The 18,030-nt window shown below is 72.4% G+C and carries 17 protein-coding genes; 6 read left to right on the forward strand and 11 right to left on the reverse strand.

Features of this window, described 5'->3' with window-relative positions:
* Positions 1 to 17: 17 nt before the first annotated feature.
* The 4 genes from Q8X39_RS02855 to mltG are packed head-to-tail and all read right to left on the reverse strand — an operon-like array spanning position 18 to position 3,313.
* Positions 18 to 404, reverse strand: coding sequence for a PilZ domain-containing protein (locus tag Q8X39_RS02855; RefSeq protein WP_305748096.1), 387 nt, complete (start codon positions 402 to 404; stop codon positions 18 to 20).
* Positions 401 to 1,522, reverse strand: a complete 1,122-nt coding sequence (locus tag Q8X39_RS02860; RefSeq protein ID WP_305748097.1) for a DNA polymerase III subunit delta' — start codon at positions 1,520 to 1,522, stop codon at positions 401 to 403. Before Q8X39_RS02860 ends, Q8X39_RS02855 begins: the two co-directional genes overlap by 4 nt.
* Before the next feature lie 5 nt (positions 1,523 to 1,527).
* A complete protein-coding gene (tmk, locus tag Q8X39_RS02865) occupies positions 1,528 to 2,169 on the reverse strand; it encodes a dTMP kinase (RefSeq protein WP_305748098.1) in 642 nt (213 codons plus the stop codon).
* Between the two features lie 52 nt (positions 2,170 to 2,221).
* The gene (gene mltG, locus Q8X39_RS02870; RefSeq protein WP_305748099.1) at positions 2,222 to 3,313 is read right to left on the reverse strand and encodes an endolytic transglycosylase MltG; all 1,092 of its coding nucleotides are present in this window, start codon (positions 3,311 to 3,313) and stop codon (positions 2,222 to 2,224) included.
* A gap of 192 nt (positions 3,314 to 3,505) precedes the next feature.
* Between mltG and ygfZ the strand changes: the two genes are divergently transcribed.
* Genes ygfZ through Q8X39_RS02885 form a run of 3 tightly spaced genes read left to right on the forward strand, consistent with a single transcriptional unit; the run spans position 3,506 to position 5,893 of the window.
* Positions 3,506 to 4,558: a CAF17-like 4Fe-4S cluster assembly/insertion protein YgfZ gene (gene ygfZ, locus Q8X39_RS02875; RefSeq protein WP_305748100.1), complete on the forward strand. Its 1,053-nt coding sequence runs from the start codon at positions 3,506 to 3,508 to the stop codon at positions 4,556 to 4,558.
* A gap of 16 nt (positions 4,559 to 4,574) precedes the next feature.
* Complete coding sequence (locus tag Q8X39_RS02880; protein WP_305748101.1) at positions 4,575 to 4,922, forward strand: DUF4936 family protein; 348 nt, start codon at positions 4,575 to 4,577, stop codon at positions 4,920 to 4,922.
* Positions 4,923 to 4,927: 5 nt separating this feature from the next.
* Positions 4,928 to 5,893, forward strand: a complete 966-nt coding sequence (locus Q8X39_RS02885) for an NRDE family protein (protein WP_305748102.1) — start codon at positions 4,928 to 4,930, stop codon at positions 5,891 to 5,893.
* Here the strand turns inward: Q8X39_RS02885 and Q8X39_RS02890 are convergent.
* From Q8X39_RS02890 to Q8X39_RS02910, 5 genes are read right to left on the reverse strand one after another with little or no spacing between them, the layout of a single operon-like run.
* Positions 5,880 to 6,764, reverse strand: coding sequence for a YbgC/FadM family acyl-CoA thioesterase (locus tag Q8X39_RS02890; RefSeq protein ID WP_305748103.1), 885 nt, complete (start codon positions 6,762 to 6,764; stop codon positions 5,880 to 5,882). The two genes, Q8X39_RS02885 and Q8X39_RS02890, sit on opposite strands and share 14 nt — an antisense overlap.
* Before the next feature lie 41 nt (positions 6,765 to 6,805).
* Positions 6,806 to 7,783: an alpha/beta hydrolase gene (locus tag Q8X39_RS02895; protein WP_305748104.1), complete on the reverse strand. Its 978-nt coding sequence runs from the start codon at positions 7,781 to 7,783 to the stop codon at positions 6,806 to 6,808.
* 39 nt (positions 7,784 to 7,822) lie between these two features.
* Positions 7,823 to 8,935: a patatin-like phospholipase domain-containing protein gene (locus tag Q8X39_RS02900; protein WP_305748105.1), complete on the reverse strand. Its 1,113-nt coding sequence runs from the start codon at positions 8,933 to 8,935 to the stop codon at positions 7,823 to 7,825.
* A 15-nt stretch (positions 8,936 to 8,950) separates the two neighbouring features.
* Entirely contained in the window at positions 8,951 to 10,369 is a 1,419-nt protein-coding gene (locus Q8X39_RS02905) for a sensor histidine kinase (protein ID WP_305748275.1), read from the reverse strand.
* Positions 10,370 to 10,371: 2 nt separating this feature from the next.
* Entirely contained in the window at positions 10,372 to 11,028 is a 657-nt protein-coding gene (locus tag Q8X39_RS02910) for a response regulator transcription factor (protein ID WP_305748106.1), read from the reverse strand.
* Positions 11,029 to 11,260: 232 nt separating this feature from the next.
* Here Q8X39_RS02910 and Q8X39_RS02915 point away from each other — a divergent pair, with 232 nt between their 5' ends.
* Both Q8X39_RS02915 and Q8X39_RS02920 read left to right on the forward strand, forming a co-directional pair.
* Positions 11,261 to 13,012, forward strand: a complete 1,752-nt coding sequence (locus Q8X39_RS02915) for a phosphoethanolamine transferase (RefSeq protein ID WP_305748107.1) — start codon at positions 11,261 to 11,263, stop codon at positions 13,010 to 13,012.
* Positions 13,009 to 13,704 carry a phosphatase PAP2 family protein gene (locus Q8X39_RS02920; protein ID WP_305748108.1) on the forward strand — a complete coding sequence of 232 codons (696 nt, stop codon included), beginning with the start codon at positions 13,009 to 13,011 and terminating at the stop codon, positions 13,702 to 13,704. Before Q8X39_RS02915 ends, Q8X39_RS02920 begins: the two co-directional genes overlap by 4 nt.
* Positions 13,705 to 13,749: 45 nt before the next feature.
* On the opposite strand, the gene Q8X39_RS02925 is transcribed toward Q8X39_RS02920, so the two are convergent.
* Positions 13,750 to 14,889: an iron-containing alcohol dehydrogenase gene (locus Q8X39_RS02925; protein ID WP_305748109.1), complete on the reverse strand. Its 1,140-nt coding sequence runs from the start codon at positions 14,887 to 14,889 to the stop codon at positions 13,750 to 13,752.
* A gap of 62 nt (positions 14,890 to 14,951) precedes the next feature.
* Positions 14,952 to 17,324 (reverse strand): Tex family protein, encoded by a 2,373-nt coding sequence (locus tag Q8X39_RS02930; protein ID WP_305748110.1) that lies wholly within the window; start codon positions 17,322 to 17,324, stop codon positions 14,952 to 14,954.
* Between the two features lie 178 nt (positions 17,325 to 17,502).
* Between Q8X39_RS02930 and Q8X39_RS02935 the strand changes: the two genes are divergently transcribed.
* Positions 17,503 to 17,925, forward strand: a complete 423-nt coding sequence (locus Q8X39_RS02935) for a DUF2946 family protein (RefSeq protein ID WP_305748111.1) — start codon at positions 17,503 to 17,505, stop codon at positions 17,923 to 17,925.
* Positions 17,926 to 18,030 lie beyond the last annotated feature (105 nt).

The raw sequence follows: 18,030 nt of genomic DNA on the forward strand, positions 1-18,030 counted from the left end.
CCCGGTGGTGCGGGTGGTCAGATGGTCTGGGTCGGCTTGGACGACTGGATCGCGGTGCCCAGCGTTTCCTCGATCCGCACCCGCAGCGCGCGGGTCTTCTCGTCGAGCGGGAAGCGCACGCCGACACCTTGCGTGCGGCCACCGGAGGCGTTGGCCGGCGTGATCCAGGCGACCTTGCCGGCGACCGGGTAGCGCTGCGGGTCTTCTGGCAGCGTCAACAGCAGGTAGACGTCCTCGCCGAGCTTGTATTCGCGCGTGGTCGGCACGAACAGGCCACCCTCGGAGAACAGCGGGATGTAGGCCGCATACAGCGCACCCTTCTCGCGGAACACCAGCTGGATCACGCTGGGCCGGTTGGCCGGATGCGCCGTGGCGAGGGCGGGACGCAGGGCGGGTTCGTTCATGGCCGTGAGTGTATCGGCCCACCCGCGCGCAGCGGTCGTGCAGAAGCCGCGTCGGACCTGGGTGCAGCGCCCATGTCGCGGGCTTGCGCCAGCAGCGCCTCGAGCGCCAGGCCGGCGTTGTAGGGGTGATCGGCATGGCGGGACTGCCGGCGCAGGTCGGCCGCCCAGGCGGTCAACCGGGCGACGTCGCCGGGCACCAGCCGGGCCCCGGCGAAGTAGCGTGGCGCAGCGCCGACGCTGACCAGCAGGCGGTCGTGGCAGAGCTTCTGCAGCGTCTCGATCAGCTGCGGCAGCGCCCAGCCACCGAAGGCGGCGACATCGCCCGCCGCGACCCGCTCGGGCAGCGCGAGCCAGGCGGCGGCATCGAGCCCGGCCTGGTGCATGGCCAGCGCGACCAGTGGCTGTTCGCCGCTCGCGGCCAGCAGCACCTCGGGCCGATCCACGCCCTGCCCGGCCAGCCAGGCGATGGCCGGCGCGGCTTCTGGACGCGGCAGCACGATGGCCTGGCATCGGCTGCGGATCGTCGGCAGCAGGCTTTGCGGCGACGACGTCGACAGCACGAAGCGCAGCGCACCGGGCGGCTCTTCCAGCGTCTTGAGCAAGGCGTTCGCCGAGATGGTGTTGAGCGCCTCGGCCGGGTGCAGCAGCATCACCTTGGTCGACGCACGGCCAGCGGTCAGTTCGGAGAAGCCGATCGCCGTGCGGATCTGGTCGACCTTGATTTCCTGGCTGGGCTTGGCCTTTTTGCTCTTGCCCTCGCCGTCGCCCTCGCCCGGCTCGTCGGCATCAAGGCCGACCTCGCCGCGCAGCGCCTCGGGCACGATCAGGCGCAGGTCCGGGTGGCTGCGCTCGTCGACCAGGTGGCAACTGCCGCAGTGGCCGCAGGCCAGGCGCTGGGGCCGGTCGGCCAGTGGCGTCTCGCACAGCCAGGACTTCGCCAGGGCGAGCGCGAAAGCCATCTGGCCGACGCCGCTCGGGCCGCTGACCAGCAGGGCATGGGATCGCTGGCTGGCCAGCGTGCGGGTCAGCGTGTCGGCCAGCCAGGGCAGCCTGGCGGCGTCCAGGCCGAGGCGGCCTTCGGCGCCATCGCCACCGGGCTTGTCCGGCTTCGAGGCCACGCGCGTCACCATCCCAGCGACGCCAGCACCGCCTGCCAGCCCTGAGCCACCTGCTCGGGCGTGCCACTGGCATCGAGCCGGCGCACGCGCTGCGGGTCGGCCGCCGCGCGGCGCGCGTAGCCGGCGCGCACGGCGTCGAAGAAGGCCAGCTGCTCGCGCTCGAACCGGTCCGGCGCACGGGCCGCGCCACGACGCTGGGCAGCCAGTTCGGACGGCAGGTCAAACCACAGCGTCAGGTCCGGCTGCAGGCCCTGCTGGACCCACTGTTCCAGCTGCGCCAGCACCGCCAGGTCGAAGCCCCGGCCGCCGCCCTGGTAGGCGAAGGTCGCGTCGGTGTAGCGATCGCACAGCACGACGGCCCCGCGCGCCAGGGCCGGCCGGATGACCTGCTCGGTGTGGTCGCGGCGGGCCGCGAAGACCAGCAGCGCCTCGGTCAGCGGGTCCATCGCCTGTTCGAGCACCAGGCCCCGCAGCGTCTCGGCCAGCGCCGTGCCGCCGGGTTCGCGGGTGCGCACGACCACCAGCCCGCGGGCCGTCCAGCGCTGCGCGATCGCATCGACGTGGCTGGACTTGCCGGCCCCGTCGATGCCTTCGATGGTGATGAAGCGGCCGGCCGGAGCGGGCTGCGCGGGGCGCGTGTCGGTCAAGGGATGGGGGGCGGCAAGTCAGGAAGGAATGGCGACGTCAAGGCTGGCGGGCTCAGGGCCTGACGCCGCGCCGCTGGTAGCGGTCGACGGCGCGATTATGGTCGGCGAGGTTGCTGCTGAACTCGCTGCTGCCGTCGCCCCGGGCGACGAAGTAGAGCGCGTTCGTGGTCGCCGGCCGGGTCGCGGCGATGAGGGCATCGCGGCCCGGCATCGCGATCGGCGTGGGCGGCAGGCCGCCTCGGGTGTAGGTGTTGAACGGCGTGTCGGCTTCCAGGTCGCGGCGGCGCAGGTTGCCGTCAAAGCGCTCGCCCAGGCCGTAGATCACGCTCGGGTCGGTCTGCAGCGGCATGCCGATGCGCAGCCGGTTGATGAAGACGCCGGCGATCTGCGGCCGGTCCGAGGCGCGGCCGGTCTCCTTCTCGACGATCGAGGCCAGCGTCAGCGCCTCGTCGGGCGATTTCAGCGGCAGCCCGTCGACGCGGCCCAGCCAGGCGTTGTCGAGGTGCCGCTGCATCGCGTGCAGTGCGCGGCGCAGCACCGCCAGGTCGCTGCTGCCCTTGGAGTAGGCGTAGGTGTCCGGGTAGAAGCGGCCCTCGGGTGCCAGGCCCGGTGCGCCGATGCTGGCCATCAGCGCGGCATCGTCCAGCGCGGCAGCCTCCTGCTTCAGGTCCGGGTGACGGGCCAGTTCGGCGCGCCACTGGCGGAAGGTCCAGCCCTCGATCAGGCGGACGCGCGCCAGCGTCACGTCGCCGTCGACCAGCTTGCGCAGCATGTCGACCGGCCGGGTGCCCGCGCCGAACTCGTAGCTGCCGGCCTTGATCGCGCGCGACTGGCCCGACCAGCGGATGTACTCGAACAGCCAGCGTGGCTCGCTCTGCACGCCCGCATCGACCAGGCGCCGGGCGATGTCGCGCGGGCTGTCGCCGGGCTCGACGGTCAGCTCGACCGGCTCCTGCGCCAGCGCGAGCGGCCGGTACAGCCACAGGCCCGCCGCCGCGCCCATCGCAGCCACCAGCAGCACGGTCAACAGCAGCAGCCCAAGCCAGCGCCGACCGCGCGGCGCAGCCGGCCGGGAACGGCGCGGTGCAGGCGGTTGGGTGCGCCCGGACGAACCGCCCGGACGCGGCGGATGCCGCCGGCTCATGCCGACCGCTCCGCGCGTCCCGCACCGCCGGGATCGCAACCTTGACGCAGGTCAGCGGCCTGCGGGCGGCGGACTTCAAGCCCCGCTGCGGCGCGGGTACAAGGGCGGTGTCGGGACGGTCTCCACATGGTGGCTGATGATAATGAGCGCCCTTCCCGAGAGCCTGCCGCGCCAGCCGCGCGGCCACCCGCGATGACCGATGTCCAGAATGCCGTGATCAGCGCCGACACCCGCACCGACCCCCATGCCGGAGCCGAACCCGGCGGCGCCTGCCGGCTGCCCTTCTGGGGCGTGATGCAGGCCAGCGGTGCCGATGCCGCGAGCTTCCTGCATGGCCAGCTGAGCAACGACGTCAACCGGCTCGACGGCCGCCAGGCCCGCCTGGCCGGCTACTGCAACGCACAGGGCCGCATGCTGGCCAGCCTGCTGGTGACGCGACGTGACGCCGACACGATCTGGCTGCTCTGTGCGGCCGACCTGCTGCCCGCCACGCTCAAGCGCCTGTCGATGTTCGTGCTGCGCGCCAAGTGCAAGCTGAGCGACGCCAGCGCGGGCCTGACCGTTCTGGGACTGGCCGGTGAACCCGCCCTCACCCACCTTGGCCTCGCCATGGGACGCGCGCCCGATGCGCCCGCCTGGAGCTGCCACGAACTGGGCGATGCCCGCGTGATCCGGCTGCCCGACGCGCCGGCCCGCCCCGGCATCAGCCCGGTCGCGACGCTGCCGCGCTGGCTCTGGATCGGCCCGGCCGAGGCGGCCGTGGCGCTCGAAGCCGCCTTGCCCGCGCTGTCGCCCACGACCTGGGACCGGCTCGACGTGGCCGCCGGCGTCGCGCCGGTGCAGGCCGCCACCAGCGGCCTGTTCGTGCCGCAGATGCTGAACTACGAACTCGTCGGCGGCGTCGATTTCAAGAAGGGCTGCTACCCCGGCCAGGAAATCGTCGCGCGCAGCCAGTACCTGGGCAAGCTCAAGCGCCGCGCCTTCCTGCTGGCCGGCGACACCGTGGCGCGGCCTGGCCAGGAGGTCTACTGGAGCGAGGACGCCCAGCAGCCCGCCGGCCAGATCGCCGTGGCGGCCGACGCGGCGCCGGGCACCGCGCCGGCCCTGGCGCTGGCCGAGCTGAAGATCGGCGCGGTCGGCAGCGGCACGCTGCACCTGGGCTCGGCCCAGGGGCCGGTGCTGACGGTGCTGCCGCTGCCCTATGCGGTGCCCAAGCCCGGCGACGATGCCGGCGCGGCGGCCTGATCGGGCCCTGATCGACATGTGCGTGCCTGGCCTGGAGCTGTACGTCTACTACGGCGTCGACCGGCACCGGATCGCCGACGCCCGCCGCGCGATCGTCGCGGCCCAGGCGGACTTGCGGCGCGACTGGCCGGGGCTCGAAACCCGGCTGTTGAGCCGCAGCGACGAGAGCGCAGCCCGGACCGGCGGCGGCGGCGGCGGCGACGGCGGCGGCAAGCCCGTGACCTGGATGGAGACCTACCGCCACCCGGCCGGGCTCGATGCCGCTTTGCTGGACGCGCTGCGCATGCGACTGGCCGACCTGCCGCCCGGCCGCCATGCCGATCGCCACGAGGAACGCTTCGTGGCCTTTGACGCCGAAGGCTGACGCCGATGTGCCTGGTGGCCTGGTCGATCGAGCAGCACGCGCGTTTCCCGCTGGTGCTGGCCTCCAACCGCGACGAGTTCCACGAGCGTCCGACTGCCGGCCTGGCCTGGTGGCCGGCGCAGGCCGATGGCCGACAGATCCTGGCCGGCCGCGACCTGCAGGCCGGCGGCACCTGGCTGGGACTGGGCAGCCGCGGTCGGCTCGCCTGGCTGACCAACATCCGCGCGCCGGACCCGCAGCGGCCGGACGCGCCCACGCGGGGCATGATCGTGCCCGAGTGGCTCGACAGCCCGCTCGCGCCCGAGGAGCTGTGGGTCCGCACCGCGATGGCCGGCCACAACGGCTTCAACCTCGTCGCGCTGGATCTGGTGCGGGGTCGCGGCCACTGGATGGCCAGCGACATGACCAGCCCGCAGCGGCTGGAAGCGGGCCTCTATGGCCTGTCCAACGGCCACCTCGACGAGCCCTGGCCGAAGGTGGTGGCGCTGCGCGAGGCGGTCGATGCGGCCATCGCCGCCAGCGTTGCGCAGGGGACCCCGCGCGAGCATCTGGCCGAGCGCCTGCTCGCGGCCCTGCAGCGGCGCGAGCGCGCACCGGACGAGCACCTGCCCGCCACCGGCGTGCCGCTGGAGATCGAGCGCGGCCTGTCCTCGGTCTTCATCGACATGCCCGAGCGGCTCTACGGCACGCGCAGCTCGACGGTGCTGGTGGTCGAGCGCGTGAACGACGGCCACCGGTCGCGCTTCGAGACCACGCTGATCGAGCGCAGCATCGGCCGCGCCGGATATCCGCCGGTGCGACGGCGCGTCGTGCTGTCCGACTGGCCACCCATGCCGGCCAGCCATCCCTTGCTGGAGCCGCTCGGCAAGGACCGTCCGCCAGCCGGCCCGGGGTCGGTGCCGGGCGATCGCCACGTCGTGGAACTTCAGGCCGAGACCGGCACGGCTGCGGCCCCCGTCACAACGCCTTGACCATCTCCAGGTGCTGGATGCCGGCCTCGACGAAGGGCTCGCCCTGGGGCTCGAAGCCGGCGCGGCGGTAGAAGCCGATGGCGGTGTCCTGCGCATGCAGCAGGGCCTGCCGACGACCGGCCGCCCGGGCCGAATCGAGCAGCGCGTCCAGCACCTGCCGCCCGACCTGGCTGCCCCGCATCGACGCCCGCACCGCCATGCGGCCGATGCGGGCGACCTGTTCGCCCTGCGGCACCCAGCGGCCGGTGGCCAATGCGAGGCCGAGCCGGTTGCGGGCCAGCGCATGGACGGCACGGCTGGCGTCGGCCTCGTCCTGTTCCAGCTCGGCGGGGATGCGCTGCTCCTCGACGAAGACCTCGCGCCGGATCGCCTGGGCCTCGGCGCCGAGCATGGCCCAGTCGCCGACCTGCACCTGCAACATGGGCTCGCCGGCCTCGTAGCCCAGGAAGACCTCGCGCAGCGCCTCGGGCACCGGCAGCGGCCGGTGGCTGGCCGGGTCGGCATGCACATAGACCAGCTCGCCGTCGACCAGGCGCTGCGGCCCGCGGAAGACGGCACAGCCCAGCACCATCGAGGTCCGGCCGATGCGCTGGCAGCGCACCCCGATCTCGAGCAGGTCGTCGTAGCGGGCGCTGGCGTGGTATTCGAGCTCGGCCTTGCGCACGAACAGGTCGCCGCCCAGTTGCGCCAGGGTCACGTGATAGGGCAAGGCCAGCGCCCGCCAGTGCTCGGCCACCGCCGTGTCGAAGTACATCAGGTAGTGGCCGTTGAAGACGATCTGCTGCAGGTCGACCTCGGCCCAGCGCACCCTCAGGCGGTGCAGCTGGCGGAAGTCCTGGCGTTCGAGGCGGGTCGTGGCGGGCAGGTTCATGCGATGAGCCAGTTGGAAGGTGGGGCGATGGCGGCGACAGGTCAGGCCGGCAGCGGCAGGCCGAAGGCCTCGCGCAGCGCCTGCGCGATCGAGGCCTGGGCCTCCAGCGCCTCCGGAATCGCGCGGCCCATCTTGATGAAGTCGTGCGTCACGCCGCGCCAGAGTTCGAGCTGCACCGGCACGCCGGCCATGCGCAAGCGGTCGGCATAGGCCACGCCCTCGTCGACCAGCGGATCGCATTCGGCCAGGCCGATCCAGGCCGGCGCCACCGCGTCGTGGTCGCTCGCCAGCAGCGGCGCGAAACGCCAGTCGGTGCGCTGGGCATGGTCGATGTAGTGGTCGAAGAACCAGGCGATGCTGGCGCGTTCGAGCAGGAAGCCCTGGGCGTACAGCGCATGCGATTCGGTGTCGGCATGGGCGCCGGTGCCGGGCGTGATCAGCACCTGCAAGGCGAGCCGGAGGCCGTGGTCGCGCGCCATCAGGGCCATCACCGCAGCCAGCGTGCCGCCGGCGCTGTCACCGCCAACCGCGATTCGGGAGCCGTCCAGGCCCAGCGCGCCGGCCTGCGCCGCCAGCCAGCTCAGGCCGGCCCAGGCATCGTCGACGGCGATCGGGAAGCGGTGCTCGGGCGCCAGCCGGTAGTCCAGCGACAGCACGGCCGCGCCGCTGCGCAGCGAGAGCTGGCGGCACAGGCTGTCGTGCGTGTCCAGCCCGCCGATGGTGAAGCCGCCGCCATGCAGGTAGAGCAGCACCGGCAGCGGCTCGCCCTCGCCGGCCGCGCGCGGCGCGTACAGCCGGGCCGGCCGGACGACGCCCGGTGCGAGGGTGAGTTGCAGGGTCTCGACCCGGGCCAGCGGCGCGCGCGGCGGGTCCAGCATCTCGGCGCCCAGGTGGTACAGCTCGCGGGCCTTGTCCGGCGGCAGGTGGTGCAGCGGTGGCCGGCCGGCCTTGCGGATGCGCTGCAGCAGCGTCTGCATGGCGGGGGTCAGCGTGGCGGGCTTGCGGTGGGACATGGACATGGACAGGGATCTCGAGATGGGCATCGGGTCATGGCGGGTTCAGGCCGGCACGCCGAGCGGGCGCACCGCATCGACCGGTGCGCCGCGCGCGAGCCAGCCATCGAACTCGTCGGCCAGTTGGCGGCTGCGCTGCACGGCCACGCGCCAGTCGCGCTGGCGTTGATCGACCGGCAAGTGCTTGAAGTCGTTGCGATCGGGCAGCTTGGCGTTCGGCAACGTGGCGATCCAGTCGCGGCGCGGGCACAGCAGCAGCACGTTGTCGAGCGCGGGCGTCGGCCGGTGGCGCGCCCGCAGCGCCTTGTCCAGCCAGCCGGGCACGAGCGTGGACTGGACGTGCGGCACCAGCACGATGGGCTGCGGCGCATCCACGTCGGCTGGCGCGCCCTGCCAACGCGCCCACGGCCAGTGCAGGTGGTAGTCGGTGATGCCGCCGTCCCAGTAGGCGCCGCGCGGCGCCCCTGGCAGATCGTGCACCGCGTCGAGCCAGAACGGGATCGCGCCCGAGGCCCGCACGCTGTCGAGCAGGTTGTGCGCGTCGAGCGCGACGCGGCGGGTCGGCAGGTCGTCCAGCGGCACCGGCAGAGACTCGCGCGGGTCGCTGAACAGCACCCGCTCGAGCCACAGGCCGAGACCGCGCCGGTGCGCCAGGTTGCTCAGGAAGGCCGCGCCATAGCCCAGCCCGGTCCAGAAACGGCGCTCGCGCCGCAGCACGTGGCGCCCCCGGCTGGTGACGACATGCAGGCGACGGCGCGGGTGGCTCAGCAGCTGAGCCTCATGGCCGCCGAGCTGGTCGCGCAGCAGGCCGCCATAGCTGGCGCTGACATGGCCCGGCCGCAGCCGCTGGCCGGGCGGCGGGTCGTAGCGGCAGGCGATGTAGCGTTCGGCCATCTCGGCCATGGCCGCGTCCGAACCCGCATCGGGCAGACAGGCCGCCGCCATGCGCCAGGCGCCGATGCTGGCACCGCTCAGGTGCAGCGTCGGCCCAGGTCCGGTCAGCCAGTGGCCAAACAGGTGTCGGTCCAGTCCATTGAGGATCAGTCCCTTGGGACCGCCCGCTGCCGCAGCGATCGCCCGCACGTGCGCCGGCTGCAGGCCATGACGACGCAGGTGATCGAGCGCGCGCGGGCCGGCGTGGAGGCTGAGGGCCTGCATCGTTTGCTCGCGCTTTCAGGCACCGGCCGGCGTGACCGGCTGCGCCTGCATGTCCCAGCACAGGTCAACCGCGAAGCCGTGTTTGACCTCGGGCAGGCGCAGCTCGCCTCGGTGGGCCCGCGCCACCAGCTGCGCCATCTGCAGCCCCAGGCCGGTGCCTTCGGCCTGGCCCTGGGACGGGTTGGACGTCCGATCGTCGACCGGACGCGCGGCGGTGCCGGCATCGACCGTGCGCGCCAGCGCCTGCCGCAGCCGCTCGCGCTGTTCATGGCCGATGCCGGGGCCGTCATCGGCGATGCGCAGGCAGTCCGGCGCGATCGCCTGGACCCGCACCTGGCCACCGCCGTGGCGCAAGGCGTTGTCCAGCAGGTTCAGCATCGCGGCGGCGAGCAGGTCGGCGTCCGCACGCAGCTGCAGGCCGGGCTCGATGCGCACGTCCAGACCTTCGATCGGCCAGCGCGCCAGCAGGGCGGCCAGGTCCTGCGTCTGCCAGCGCAGCTCGGCGCCGTCGACGCCATCGGCGCGGAACAGCAGCAGCAGTGCCGCCACCACGCGCTGCAGCCGGCTGCCGGCCTCGCGCACGCGGTTCAGGCGTGGCCGCAGCGACTCGGGTGCCTCGCGCAGGGCCAGCGCGAGCTGCACGTCCATACCGGCCAGCGGCGTGCGCAGCGCGTGTGCGGCATGGGCCGAGAAGACCCGCTCCTGGGCCATGCGACGGGCCAGCCGGTGACCCATCGCGTCGATCGCCTGGTGGACCGGCAGCAGCTCGGCCCGCTCGGCCGGGCCCAGGCCGGCATCGAGCCGGATCGGATCGTGTTCGGCAAGCCGGCTGCCCAGTCGCTGCAGCGGTGCCAGTTCGTGGCGCAGGCGGGTCCGGAAGGTGAACCAGGCGAGCAGGCCGACGCACAAGGTCGCCAGGGCGCCGCCCAGCACGACGTCGAGCAGCTCGCTGCGGCGTTCGATCCGCGACTGCGCCACGTAGAGCATGTAGCCCGAGCCCGGCAGCACGGCGCCGAGCACGCGCCAGCCGGGCGGGTCGGCAAAGCCGCTGACGGAGCGGGCATGCAGGGCCTGCGCCGGTGCGCCCGGCGAGCGCAGCCGCACGCGCCCGTCCGGATCGACCAGCTGCCAGGCGTAGCGCCGGTCAACCCGGTCGAGCACGTTCGAGCCGATCACGTCGGCGTCGAGCGACTGCACCGGCAGGCTGCCGAGCATCGCCGTCATCACGTCGGACGAGGCCACCATCGCCTCGTCGAGCATCTGGTCGACCTCGCGGTGCACCACCAGCTGCATCGCCAGCGAGACCAGCACCAGCCAGACCACCGCCCAGCCCGTCAGGAAGCGAGCGATGCGGTTGGCGATCGACGGGATGCCCGCCCGGCGGACCTCGGCGGCGTGGGCATCGGGCCGGCCGGCATCCACGCTGGTTGGCACCCTCAAGGCGCTTCCATCCGGTAGCCCATGCCGCGCACGGTGTCGATCAGGTGGCGACCGAGCTTGCGGCGCAGGTTGGAGATGTGGACCTCCACCACGTTGCTGGCGACGTCCGAGTCCATGCCCAGCACGAGGCGGTCCAGGTCGGACTTGGCGACGATGCGTCCGGCCCTCAGTGCCAGCGCCTCCAGCACGGTCCATTCGCGGGCGGTCAGCTCGGCCCGCTCACCAGCCCGCCAGACCGCCCGTGCATGCAGGTCCAGTTCGACCTCGCCGAAGGTCAGGCGCGATTGCGGCGCCGCCGCGCTGCGCCTGGCCACCACCCGCAGCCGGGCGGCGAGTTCCTCCGGGGCGAAGGGCTTGACCAGGTAGTCGTCGGCGCCCTGGTCTAGTCCATGGATGCGGTCGTCGAGGCTGTCGCGTGCGGTCAGGACCAGGGCGGGCGTGTGGTCGCCATGCGAGCGCAGCGCCCGCAGCCAGGCCAGGCCCGAACCGTCGGGCAGCTGCCAGTCGATCAGCAGGCCGTCGTAGGGCTCGCCGCGGGTGCCTTCGGCCTGCGACAGGCGGGTGCACCAGTCGACCACATGGCCTTCGCTGCGCAGGAAGTCGCGCAAGCCCTCACCCAGGATCAGGTCATCTTCGATCAGCAGCAGTCTCATCATCGTGTCGCTTGGGTAGCCGCTGGCACGGGACGCTCGTCGAGGTCCGACACAGGGCATTTCAGGGGAGCAGAACGGTAACACCGCCGATCGCGACGCAAATCCGGGCGATGCACGGCCGACACGTGGGCAAGCCCGTAAACCCCCGATGCTCCAACTCCCTCATGCCGCGCTAACAGAGATCGGGTCCAATTCAGACCCTCTTCAGATGCACCCCCTGCAACCGCGCCCGATGCTGACCGACCTCCTGCGACGCCCCCTGAGCCTGCTGGCCAAACTCCTGCCCCAGACCTTGCGTCGCCGAACCTTCGGAGGCCTGTCCGAGCCCGATCCCGATGGTGGCCTGCAGATCCGGCTGACCGTCGAGCAGCTGGTGCTGGTGGCCAGCCTGTTCTTCGCGCTGAGCGCCAACCGGCTCTTCCTCGGCGCGGCGCTGCAAGGCCGTGAGGCGTCCAGCGCGTCGACCTGGGGCTTTGCGGTGGCGATCCTCGTCGCGCTGGTCGCCGTCCATGCGCTGCTGGTCGGCCTGGTCGCCAACCGCTGGACCGTCAAGCCGCTGCTGGCCGTGCTGATCGTGGGCACGGCCTTCGCCAGCCATTTCATGCAGACCTTCCACGTCTACCTCGACCCGTCGATGCTGCGCAACGTGATGCGCACCGACGTCGGCGAGGCCCGCGAGCTGCTGTCGCTGGCGATGCTGGTGCACCTGCTGATCCATGCCGTGCTGCCCCTGCTGGTGCTGTCGCGGGTGCGCATCGTCACGCGCCCGAGCTGGCTGCGTTCGACGCTGGTCCGCCTGGGCATGCTGCTGCTGACGCTGGGCGTGCTGGTTGGCGCCATCCTCGCCATCTTCCAGCCCTTCTCCTCGCTGATGCGCAACCAGAAGGAAATGCGCTTCCTGATCACCCCGGCCAACTACCTGTGGTCGATCGGCAGCGTGGTGGCGCAGGACCTGCGCGGCGCCCGCAAGCCGCGCGCGGTGATCGGCGAGGACGCGAAGCCAGGACCCGGCTGGGCCAGCCAGACCCGTCCGCGCCTGCTGGTGCTGGTGGTCGGCGAGACCGCCCGCGCGGCCAACTGGGGCCTCAACGGCTATGCCCGCCAGACGACGCCCGAGCTGGCGAAGCTGCCGGTCATCAACTTCCCGGACGTCACCAGCTGCGGCACCAACACCGAGGTCTCGCTACCCTGCATGTTCGCGCCGGTCGGTCGGCGCGACTACGACGAGGACCGCATCCGCGGCAGCCAGTCGCTGCTGCACGTGCTGTCGCGGGCCGGCGTGGGCGTGCTGTGGCGCGACAACCAGTCCGGCTGCAAGGGCGTCTGCGAAGGACTGCCCAGCGAGGAGGTCGCTGCCCGTCCGGTGGCCGGCCTGTGCGAGGGCGGACGCTGCTTCGACGAGGCCCTGCTCGACGGGTTCGATGCCCGCCTCGACCGCATCGCGGCCGGCGCCGGTCGCGAGCTGCTGGTGTTGCACCAGCTCGGCAACCACGGTCCGTCCTACTTCCGCCGCTACCCGCCGGCCTTCGACCGCTTCCAGCCGGCCTGCCAGAGCGACGACCTGCAGAAGTGCAGCCCCCAGGAGATCGTCAACGCCTACGACAACGCCCTGCTCTACACCGATCACGTCGTCGCCACGCTGATCGGCAAGCTGCAGGCACGCGCCGACCGGATCGATGCGGCGGTGCTCTACGTGTCCGACCACGGCGAATCGCTGGGCGAGAACAACCTCTTCCTGCACGGCCTGCCCTACTCGATCGCGCCGGACCTGCAGAAGAAGGTGCCGATGGTGATGTGGCTCTCCGACGGTCTCCAGCGCTCGACCGGGCTGGACCTGGCCTGCGCCAAGGCGGTGGCCGCCAGGCCGGTCCGCCACGATCACCTGTTCCACACCGTGCTGGGCCTGTTCGACGTGCAGACGACGCTGCATGAACGCGAATGGGACCTGCTGGCCGCCTGCATGCCGCCGGCGGGCAAGCCATGACGACAGCCACCCTGCCTCGCGACGTCGCGCGCCGCGACCTGGTCAGCACCGCCGTCGCGGCCCTGCTGCTGCTGGCCTGGGACCTGTCCGGTCTGGACCTGCGCGTGGCCAGCTTCTTTGGCGATGCCAGCGGCTTCCCCCTGCGCGACGCCTGGTGGACCCGCGGCCTGCTGCACGAAGGCGGTCGGTCCCTGGCCATGCTCGTGCTGCTGCTGATGGTGGTCGACGCGGTCCGGCCGACGCTGCACCGCCCGCCCGCCGGCCCGACCCGCGCACGACGCTGGCGCTGGATCGGCGCAACCCTGGCCTGCCTGGTGATCGTGCCGGGCATCAAGCGGATCAGCCCGACCAGCTGCCCCTGGGACCTGAGCGTCTTCGGTGGCGTGGCCCAGCACATCTCGCACTGGCGGTTCGGCCTGGCCGATGGCGGCGGCGGGCACTGCTTCCCGTCCGGCCATGCGGTGGCGGCCTTCGCCTTCCTGAGCCTGCATTTCCTGTGGCGCGAACACCAGCCGGCGCTGGCACGGCGGCTGCTGCTGGCGGTGCTGGTGGCCGGTACGCTGTTCGGCTTCGGCCAGCTGGCGCGCGGCGCCCACTTCCCGAGCCACACGCTGTGGTCGGCCTGGCTGTGCTGGACCACCTGCGTGATCTGGGCGGCCGTGCTGCGGTGGCTTGACGGCCGGCGGCCTTGATCGCCGGATGAACCGGCTCGCCCACACGGCGAGCCGTCCGCCGTCTCAGCGCGACGCGGCCAGCATCGCCCGGTAGTCGGCCTCGCTCGCCAGCCGCGGGTTGGTGGCATGGCAGTGGTCCTTCATCGCGCCGGCGATGACCCGCTCGTCCAGCTCCGGCCCGACCCCCAGATCGGACAGCCCCGACGGCAGGCCCAGGCGGCGGTTCATCGCCACGATCGCGTCGGCCGGGTGCTCGCCGCCGGCCAGGCCCATGGCCTGAGCCAGCCGGGCGATGCGGCCGTCGCGCCGCACGCTGTCGGCGTCGGCGTTGAAGCGGATCACCGCCGGCAGGAAGACCGCGTTCAAGGTGCCGTGGTGCAGCCGCGGGTCGACCCCGCCCAGGCTGTGGCTGAGCGAATGCACGCAGCCCAGGCCCTTCTGGAAGGCCATCGCGCCGTGCATGGACGCGCACATCATGTCCAGCCGCGCGTCGCGGTCGCTGCCGTCGCGGGTGGCGCGTTCGATCGCGGCCCAGCCGCGTCGCAGGCCCTCGATCGCGATGCCGTCGGCCGGCGGGTTGAAGGCGGCCGACAGGAAGGTCTCGATGCAGTGCGCGATCGCGTCCATGCCGGTCGCGGCAGTCAGGCGCGGCGGCAGGCCCAATGTCAGCAACGGGTCGCAGATGGCGGCCTTGGGCAGCAGGTGCCAGCTGTGGAAGCCGAGCTTGCGGCCGTCGTCCACGATCAGGATGGCGCCGCGCGCCACCTCGCTGCCGGTGCCGGCCGTCGTCGGCACGGCGATCAGCGGCAGCACCCGATCGCCGATGCGCGGCGAACCGCCCTCGATGGTCGCGTAGTGGCGCAGCGGACCGTCGTGGGTCGCGGCGATCGCCACGCCCTTGGCCAGGTCGATGGCCGAACCGCCGCCGACCGCGATCAGGCCATCGGCCCGGTGCGCGCGCAAGGCCTCGACCGCCTCGCGCACGGCGGCTTCGGTCGGGTTGGACGGCGTGCCGTCGTAGACCGGCGTGGCTGCACCCTCGGGCAGCGTGGCCAGCACGGCGTCGAGCACGCCAGCTGCGCGCACGCCCCGGTCGGTCACGACCAGCGGGCGAGACATGCCCACGCGGGCGGCGTGGGCCGGCAACGTGGCCACGGCCTCATGGCCCAGCTCGATCTGGGTCAGGTAGAAGATCGCGCTCATCGGGTGCATCGCCTCCATCGGTGGATGGCGACGATGCTAGCGAGCGCGACCGCCCAGCTCGATCAGCGCTTGCCCTGCAGCTTGGCGAAGGCCGCCGCCATCGCGTTGCCGGCCGCCGGTTGGGCGGCGCCACCACCGCGCGAAGGCTGCCCGTACCGCTCGCCTCGGGCGGCCGGCTTGAAGGCGTTGTCGGCCTGCCGGGCGCCCTTGGACGGCGCGGGCGCATCGAGCTTCATCGTCAGCGCGATGCGCTTGCGGGCCAGGTCGACCTCGATGACGCGGACCTTCACGATGTCGCCGGTCTTGACGATCTCGCGGGCATCGTTGACGAACTTGTGGCTCAGCTGGCTGACGTGGACCAGGCCGTCCTGGTGCACGCCCAGGTCGACGAAGGCGCCGAACTGGGCCACGTTGCTGACGGTGCCTTCGAGCACCATGCCCTCGGTGAGGTCCTTGATGTCCTCGACGCCCTCGTTGAAGCGCGCCACCTTGAAGTCCGGGCGCGGATCACGGCCCGGCTTCTCCAGCTCGGCCAGGATGTCCTTGACCGTGATGGCGCCGAAGCGCTCGTCGGCAAAGGCCTCTGGCTTGAGCTTGCGGATCACGTCGGTGTTGCCGATCAGGTCCTGCACCGGCCGGCCGACCGAGGCGACGATCTTCTCGACCACTGGGTAGGTCTCCGGGTGCACGCCCGACAGGTCCAGCGGGTTGTCGCCGCCACGGATGCGCAGGAAGCCGGCCGCCTGCTCGAAGGTCTTCGGGCCGAGGCCGGCGACGTCCAGCAGCTGGCGGCGGTTGCGGAAGGCGCCGTTCGCGTCGCGCCAGCGCACCACGCTGGCGGCCACCGCCGCGCTCAGGCCGGACACGCGCGACAGCAGCGGGGCGGACGCGGTGTTCAGGTCGACGCCGACCGAGTTCACGCAGTCCTCGACCACCGCGACCAGCGTGCGCGCCAGCTCGCCCTGGTTGACGTCGTGCTGGTACTGGCCCACGCCGATGCTCTTCGGGTCGATCTTGACCAGCTCGGCCAGCGGATCCTGCAGCCGGCGGGCGATCGAAACCGCGCCGCGCAGGCTGACGTCCAGCTCGGGCAGTTCCTTGCTCGCGAACTCGCTGGCCGAGTAGACCGAGGCGCCGGCCTCGCTGACCACGACCTTGTCGATCAGCGCGTCCGGCGCGATCGCCTTGAGCTGCTTGATCAGGTCGCCGGCCAGCCTGTCGGTCTCGCGGCTGGCGGTGCCGTTGCCGATGGCGATCAGGTTGACGCCGTGGGTGGCGCACAACCGCGCCAGCACGTGCAGCGAGCCGTCCCAGTCACGGCGCGGCTCGTGCGGGTAGACCGTGGCGGTGTCCAGCACCTTGCCGGTGTCGCTGACCACCGCGACCTTCACGCCGGTGCGGATGCCTGGGTCCAGCCCCATCACCACGCGCTTGCCGGCCGGTGCGGCCAGCAGCAGGTCGCGCAGGTTCTCGCCGAAAACCTTGATCGCGACCGTCTCGGCGTCCTCGCGCAGGCGAGTGAACAGGTCGCGCTCCAGGCTCAGCGAGAGCTTGACCTTCCAGGTCCAGGCGATGGTCTTGCGGATCAGGTCGTCGGCCGGCCGCTTGGCGTGGCTCCAGCCCAGGTGGATGGCGATCTTGCCCTCGGCCAGGCTGGGCGTGCCGGGCACGGCCTCCTCGTCCAGCGCCAGGCGGGCGTCGAGGATCTCCAGCGTGCGGCCGCGGAAGACCGCCAGCGCGCGGTGCGACGGCACCTTGTGGATGGGCTCGTCGTAGTCGAAGTAGTCGCGGAACTTGGCATGGTCGGGGTTGTTCTCGTCCTTGCCGTCGGCCAGCTTCGACTTGAACAGGCCCTCCTCCCACAGCCACTCGCGCAGCTGCCGAACCAGCACCGCATCCTCGGCCCAGCGTTCGCTGAGGATGTCGCGCACGCCGTCGAGCACCGCCAGCGCGTCGGCGAAGCCGGCGGTGGTCAGTGCCTCCTGGCCGCCCTCGTAGGCCGCGATGAAGGCCTGCGCCTCGGTGCGCGGGTCCAGCGTCGGGTCGGCGAACAGCCGGTCGGCCAGCGGCTCGATGCCGGCCTCGCGGGCGATCATTCCCTTGGTGCGGCGCTTCTGCTTGTAGGGCAGGTAGAGGTCTTCCAGCTCCTGCTTGGTCGGCGCGGCCAGCACGGCGGCACGCAGCTCGGGCGTCAACTTGCCCTGCTCCTCGATGCTCTTGAGGATGGCCGCGCGACGCGCCTCCAGCTCTCGCAGGTAGGCCAGGCGGGCTTCCAGGTCGCGCAACTGGGTGTCGTCGAGGCCATCGGTGGCCTCCTTGCGGTAGCGGGCGATGAAGGGAACGGTGGCACCACCGTCAAGCAGCGTGACCGCCGCCTGGACCTGCGCCGGCCGAACCTGGAGTTCGGCGGCCAACTGCAAAAGGATCTGTTCCAAGACGTCTCGGAGCCCCTTGCGGAGCCTGGGAAAACAGGGAGCGCGGGAGTGTGCCACAGGGGTTTCGGGCGCCAGCCGTGACCTTGCGCACACCGTCCTGTCGCATCGGGCGGACATGGGCGGGTTCTTCAGGAAGCCCGAAAAGTCCGCGTCCACCGGCTCTGGAAAATCCGCAGCCATGCAACTCACATCCACCCGGCGCCGCGTCATCGGCTGGATCGGCATCGCGCTGATCCTGCTGAACGTGCTCGCCCCGACCCTGGCGCACGCCGTGCGCGGGCCGGGGGTGCCGGGCGTGGTGCCGGCGTGGTGCGCGATGGGTGTCGTGCAGGCGGGTGTCGTGCAGGCTGATGTCCTGCAGGTGGGCCCCGATGTCGGCGCCGACGATCCCGCCTCGGACCCGTCGGCCGAGCTGGTCTCGTCCAGCCTGGCCTGTCCCTTCTGTGCCAGCGCCCCCGCCGCGCTGGCCCTGCCGGCCCAGCCGCCGGCCGCCCTGCCGCAGCAGGCGGCCACGGCGGCACCGCGCACGGCCGAAGCGCCGCTGCCCGCCGAGGCGCCGGCCTCGCACGCGATCCAGGCCCGGGCCCCGCCGCGCGGCTGATTGCCTGTCCTCGCCGCCCGTCTTCCTGACCGGCCCCCCCCGATCCGACCGCCCTGATACGACCGCCCCGATGCCGGGCGGCGTGCTCGCGCGCGCCCTGAACAC

Origin of the sequence: Leptothrix discophora (genome assembly GCF_030705305.1) — a bacterium.
Lineage (GTDB): Bacteria > Pseudomonadota > Gammaproteobacteria > Burkholderiales > Burkholderiaceae_C > Sphaerotilus > Sphaerotilus discophorus.

Bases quoted from the DNA above. Each gene is read 5' to 3' on its own strand.
- Q8X39_RS02855 (WP_305748096.1), bottom strand. From the start codon at position 404: ATGAACGAACCCGCCCTGCGTCCCGCCCTCGCCACGGCGCATCCGGCC.
- mltG (WP_305748099.1), bottom strand. From the start codon at position 3,313: ATGAGCCGGCGGCATCCGCCGCGTCCGGGCGGTTCGTCCGGGCGCACC.
- ygfZ (WP_305748100.1), top strand. From the start codon at position 3,506: ATGACCGATGTCCAGAATGCCGTGATCAGCGCCGACACCCGCACCGAC.
- Q8X39_RS02880 (WP_305748101.1), top strand. From the start codon at position 4,575: ATGTGCGTGCCTGGCCTGGAGCTGTACGTCTACTACGGCGTCGACCGG.
- Q8X39_RS02885 (WP_305748102.1), top strand. From the start codon at position 4,928: ATGTGCCTGGTGGCCTGGTCGATCGAGCAGCACGCGCGTTTCCCGCTG.
- Q8X39_RS02890 (WP_305748103.1), bottom strand. From the start codon at position 6,764: ATGAACCTGCCCGCCACGACCCGCCTCGAACGCCAGGACTTCCGCCAG.
- Q8X39_RS02895 (WP_305748104.1), bottom strand. From the start codon at position 7,783: ATGTCCATGTCCCACCGCAAGCCCGCCACGCTGACCCCCGCCATGCAG.
- Q8X39_RS02900 (WP_305748105.1), bottom strand. From the start codon at position 8,935: ATGCAGGCCCTCAGCCTCCACGCCGGCCCGCGCGCGCTCGATCACCTG.
- Q8X39_RS02910 (WP_305748106.1), bottom strand. From the start codon at position 11,028: ATGAGACTGCTGCTGATCGAAGATGACCTGATCCTGGGTGAGGGCTTG.
- Q8X39_RS02915 (WP_305748107.1), top strand. From the start codon at position 11,261: ATGCTGACCGACCTCCTGCGACGCCCCCTGAGCCTGCTGGCCAAACTC.
- Q8X39_RS02920 (WP_305748108.1), top strand. From the start codon at position 13,009: ATGACGACAGCCACCCTGCCTCGCGACGTCGCGCGCCGCGACCTGGTC.
- Q8X39_RS02925 (WP_305748109.1), bottom strand. From the start codon at position 14,889: ATGAGCGCGATCTTCTACCTGACCCAGATCGAGCTGGGCCATGAGGCC.
- Q8X39_RS02935 (WP_305748111.1), top strand. From the start codon at position 17,503: ATGCAACTCACATCCACCCGGCGCCGCGTCATCGGCTGGATCGGCATC.